Source organism: Streptomyces sp. NPDC006450, from assembly GCF_040612195.1.
Lineage (GTDB): Bacteria > Actinomycetota > Actinomycetes > Streptomycetales > Streptomycetaceae > Streptomyces.
The window spans coordinates 1-4,450 of record NZ_JBEXPT010000225.1; the positions used below are offsets into that span (position 1 = coordinate 1).

The following is a 4,450-nucleotide window of genomic DNA, read 5'->3' on the forward strand; positions in this document are numbered from 1 at the left end:
GCGTCGCCCCCCCCGCGCCCCCCCCCCCCCCCCTGCCGCGGCCTGCCCCGCCCAAACCCCCCCCCGCGGCGGGGGCCCGGGGCCCCCCCGCGGCGGGGCGCGCCGCCGCGCCCGACCCGGGTCCGTGCTCAGCAGATGCGCGGCAGCTGCTCCCCGATCGGCAGGTCCACCACGCGGGTGCCGCCCAGCCGGGTGCGGGCCACGACCATGCCCGGGTGGGCTTCGACGGCCTCGCCGATCACGGTCGCCCCGCGCCCCAGCGGATGCGCCCGCATCGCGTCGAGCACGGCTTCCGCGTGCTCGCGCGGAACGAACGCCACGAGCTTGCCCTCGTTGGCCACGTAGAACGGATCCAGGCCGAGGATCGAGCAGGCGTTCGCGACGGCCGGGGGCACGGGGACCCGGGCCTCGTGGACGAGGACGCCGGTGCCGGAGGCCGTGGCGATCTCGTTGAGCGCGGCGGCCAGACCGCCCCGGGTGGGGTCGCGCAGGACGTGCAGGTCGGGGGTGACGGCGAGCATGCTCCGTACGAGCCCGCCGAGCGGAGCGCAGTCGCTCTCCACGTCCACCCCGAACTCGAGGCCTTCGCGCACGCTCATGATGGCCACGCCGTGCAGCCCGATCTCACCACTGACGATGACCACGTCGCCCGGTACGACCCGCTGCGCGCGCAGGTCCACCCCGGCGGGGATGACTCCGATGCCCGCGGTGTTGATGTAGACGCCGTCCCCGTGCCCGCTCTCCACGACCTTGGTGTCCCCGGTGACCACCTCCACCCCCGCGGCACGGGCCGCGTCGCCCATCGCCCGGGCCACCCGCGAGACCACGGACAGCTCCACGCCCTCCTCCAGGATGAACCCGCAGGAGAGGTAGGCCGGTTCGGCCCCCGACATGGCCAGGTCGTTGACCGTGCCGTTGACCGCGAGGTCGCCGATGGAGCCGCCCGGGAAGAACAGCGGGCGCACGACGTAGGAGTCCGTGGAGAAGGCGAGCCGGACGCCGCCGAGGGAGAGCGCGGCGGAGTCCCCGAGCTGGGCGAGCGCGGAGCCGCCGAACTCCGGGAGGAAGAGGTGCTGGACGAGTTCGGCGGACAGTGCGCCCCCTCCGCCGTGGCCCATCACCACCCGCGGATGGTCGCGCAGCGGGGCCGGACAGGTCCAGCCGGTGATGTCCAGGGGTGCGGTCTCAGCCAACGGGGCTCGCCTCCAGCGGCGTCGTCGGGGAGGCCGGCGCGGCCTGCAGGTCGAGCCGGCGGTAGAGGTAGTACGCGGCGCAGGCGCCCTCGCTGGAGACCATCGTGGCGCCGAGCGGGTTGCGCGGTGTGCACAGGGTGCCGAAGGCCTCGCACTCGTGCGGTTTGATCAGCCCCTGGAGCACTTCGCCGCTGCGGCACTCGGCGGGCTCCCGCGTGGTGATCCCGGTGACCGAGAAGCGGTGCTCGGCGTCGAACTCCCGGTAGCGCTCGGACAGTCGCCAGCCGCTGTCCGGGATGACCCCGATCCCGCGCCAGGCCCGGTCCGTGACCTCGAAGACGTCCTCCAGCATGGCGAGGGCGGCGGGGTTGCCCTCCGGGCGGACGGCGCGCGCGTAGGCGTTCTCCACGGTGTGCTCGCCGCGTTCGAGCTGGAGCACGGTCCGCCGCACTCCCTCGAGGATGTCCAGCGGCTCGAAGCCCGTCACCACGATCGGCACCCGGTACCTCGCCGCGAGCTCCGGGTACTCCGCCATCCCCATGACGCTGCACACGTGCCCGGCGGCGAGGAAGCCCTGCACCCGGCAGCTCGGGGAGCGCATGATGGCCTCGATGGCCGGGGGGACCCGTACGTGGGACACCAGCAGGCTGAAATTGGGGATGCCCAGCCGCTTCGCCTGATGGACCGTCATCGCGTTCGGCGGGGCCGTGGTCTCGAAGCCGATGCCGAAGAACACCACTTCCCGGTCCGGGTTCTGCCGGGCGATGGTCAGGGCGTCGAGCGGAGAGTAGACCACCCGTACGTCACCGCCCTCGCTGCGGACCCGGAACAGGTCGCGGCCGGTCCCGGGGACCCGGAGCATGTCGCCGAAGGAGCAGAAGATCACGCCGGGCCGGGAGGCGATCTCCAGCGCCTTGTCGATGACCTCCAGCGGGGTCACGCAGACGGGACACCCCGGTCCGTGGATCAACTCCACCTGATCCGGCAGCAGTTGATCGATTCCGTGCCGGATGATGGTGTGGGTCTGGCCGCCGCACACCTCCATCAGCGCCCAGGGCCGGGTCACCGTGGAGTGGATCTCGTCGAGGAGCCGCCGCGCGAGGGCGGGATCCTGGAACTCGTCGATGTACTTCACCGCGGGCCTCCCTCGCCACCGTCGGCGGCGTCGGCCGCCAGCTCCCACGGGTCGCCGAACTCCTCCTGGAGCATGCCGAGTTCCGCGAACAGCGCGAGGGTCTGCAGGGCGGACTCCTCGTCCAGGCGCTGGAGGGCGAAGCCCACGTGCACGATGGCGTACTCGCCGACCTGGAGGTCGGGCAGGTACTCCAGGCACACCTCCTTCTGCACGCCGCCGAAGTCGACCGTGGCCATGCGGGTGCCGTCCTTCTCCGCGATCTCAAGCACTCTGCCGGGTACCGCCAAGCACATGGGCCTCTCCTCGCTGTGGGGGGTCGGTGGCGCCGCGGGCGGCCGCCACCATGAGCTGACCGAGTGCCAGCCCGCCGTCGTTCGGCGGGACCCGGCGGTGCCGCAGTACGGTGAAGCCGTGCTCCCGCAGCGCGCGGGCGCAGGCCGTGGACAACAGGGTGTTGGCGAAGACCCCGCCGGTCAGCGCCACCGTCTCCAGGGCGTGCCGTTCGCGGGCCAGGACGCACAGCCGCACGACGAGCCCGCAGGCGGCGGCGTGGAAGCGCGCGGCGATCACGGACGGAACCACCCCCGCCCGCAGGTCGGCCACCACCGACGCCAGCAGGGGCGCCGGATCGGCGGTGACGGGACCCTCACGGCCGGGCGCCGGGTCGTTCAGCGTGAAGGCGTAGGCGTTCTGGCCCTGGCCCTGGCCGGGGTCCGCGTCCGGGGCCGCGCGGTCCGCTGCCCGCAGCGCTGCGGATTCGAGCTCCATCGCGGCCTGGGCCTCGTACCCCGAGTGCTGGCAGATGCCCGCCAGGGAGGAGACGGCGTCGAAGAGCCGTCCCATGCTGGACGTGCCGACACAGTTCAGGCCGCGCTCCAACTGCCGTGCAAGTACACGGAGTTCGCCTTCCGGGCAGGCGGTCGCGCACGGCAGGTCCGGATCCCAGGGGATGCCCGCCGCCCGCAGGTGGGACAGGGCCATGCGGTACGGCCGGTGCACCACGGCGTCGCCTCCCGGCAGCGGCACGTACGCGAGGTGGGCGAAGCGGGTGTACCCGCTGTAGTCGGCGAGGAGCACCTCGCCGCCCCACACCGCGCCGTCGTCACCGTAGCCGGTGCCGTCGAACGCGACGCCGATCACCCGGCGGCCGCCGTCCAGGCCGTGCTCGGCCAGCGCGGAGGCGATGTGCGCGTGATGGTGCTGGACGCGCACCAGTGGCCGGCCCCCCGCGTTGCGGTCCGCCCACCGCCCCGACCGGTACCCGGGATGCCGGTCGGCGGCCAGCAGGACGGGAGTGACCCCGGTGACGGACTCCAGTTGCCGTTCGGCCCGCTCGAAGGCGATCTGGGTGGCCAGGTCGTCCATGTCGCCGATGTGCGCCGACAGCCAGGCCCGACGGCCCTCCCCGAGACAGAGGGCGTTCTTCAGATCGCCCCCGGTCGCCAGCGTGGCGGGGACCGGAAGAGGCAGCGGCAGCGGCAGCGGGGCGTAGCCGCGCGAGCGCCGGACCAGAAGCTCGGCGCCGTCGCAGACCCGGACCACGGAGTCGTCGCAGGGGACGTGGATGGGCCGGTCGTGCGTGAGCCAGCCGTCGGCGAGGCCGGCCAGCCGCTCCAGGGCCTCGTCCTCCTCGGTGACGATGGGCTCACCCGCGAGGTTCCCGCTGGTCATGACGAGCAGCGCGGGCCCCGGGGGGTCGCCGGGAAGCCCGAACAGCAGGTGGTGGAGCGGGGTGTACGGGAGCATCACGCCGAGGTCGGGGCTGCGCGGCGCGACCTCCCCGGCCGGCCCGGAGACGCCGGCGCGCCTGCGGAGCAGCACGATGGGCCGGATGCCTCCGGTGAGCAGGGCACGTTCCTCGGGGCCGATGTGCGCCAGCCGCTCCGCCTCGGCGAGGTCGCGCGCCATCACGGCGAGCGGCTTGTCGCCGCGGGACTTGCGCCGGCGCAGTTCCGCCACGGCCTCGGGCCGGGTGGCGTCGCAGGCCAGGTGGTAGCCGCCGAGCCCCTTGACCGCCAGGATCGCGCCCCGGGCCAGCAGGCGGCGGGCCCCGGCGACCGGATCCGTACCGGGGAGCTCGTACGGGTCCCGCCCGCCGCCGGCGACCAGCAGCCGCAGCCGG

The 4,450-nt window shown here is 74.1% G+C and carries 4 protein-coding genes; all 4 read right to left on the reverse strand.

Features of this window, described 5'->3' with window-relative positions; genetic code table 11:
• Nucleotides 1-128: 128 nt before the first annotated feature.
• Nucleotides 129-1,193, reverse strand: coding sequence for a hydrogenase expression/formation protein HypE (gene hypE, locus ABZY57_RS32085; RefSeq protein ID WP_356517959.1), 1,065 nt, complete (start codon nucleotides 1,191-1,193; stop codon nucleotides 129-131).
• Nucleotides 1,186-2,328 (reverse strand): hydrogenase formation protein HypD, encoded by a 1,143-nt coding sequence (gene hypD, locus ABZY57_RS32090; protein WP_356517961.1) that lies wholly within the window; start codon nucleotides 2,326-2,328, stop codon nucleotides 1,186-1,188. Before hypD ends, hypE begins: the two co-directional genes overlap by 8 nt.
• Complete coding sequence (locus ABZY57_RS32095; protein ID WP_356517963.1) at nucleotides 2,325-2,621, reverse strand: HypC/HybG/HupF family hydrogenase formation chaperone; 297 nt, start codon at nucleotides 2,619-2,621, stop codon at nucleotides 2,325-2,327. The genes hypD and ABZY57_RS32095 overlap by 4 nt, the downstream gene beginning before the upstream one ends.
• The coding region (gene hypF, locus ABZY57_RS32100; RefSeq protein ID WP_356517965.1) for a carbamoyltransferase HypF at nucleotides 2,590-4,450 on the reverse strand (1,861 nt) is incomplete at its 5' end. The genes ABZY57_RS32095 and hypF, both read right to left, overlap by 32 nt.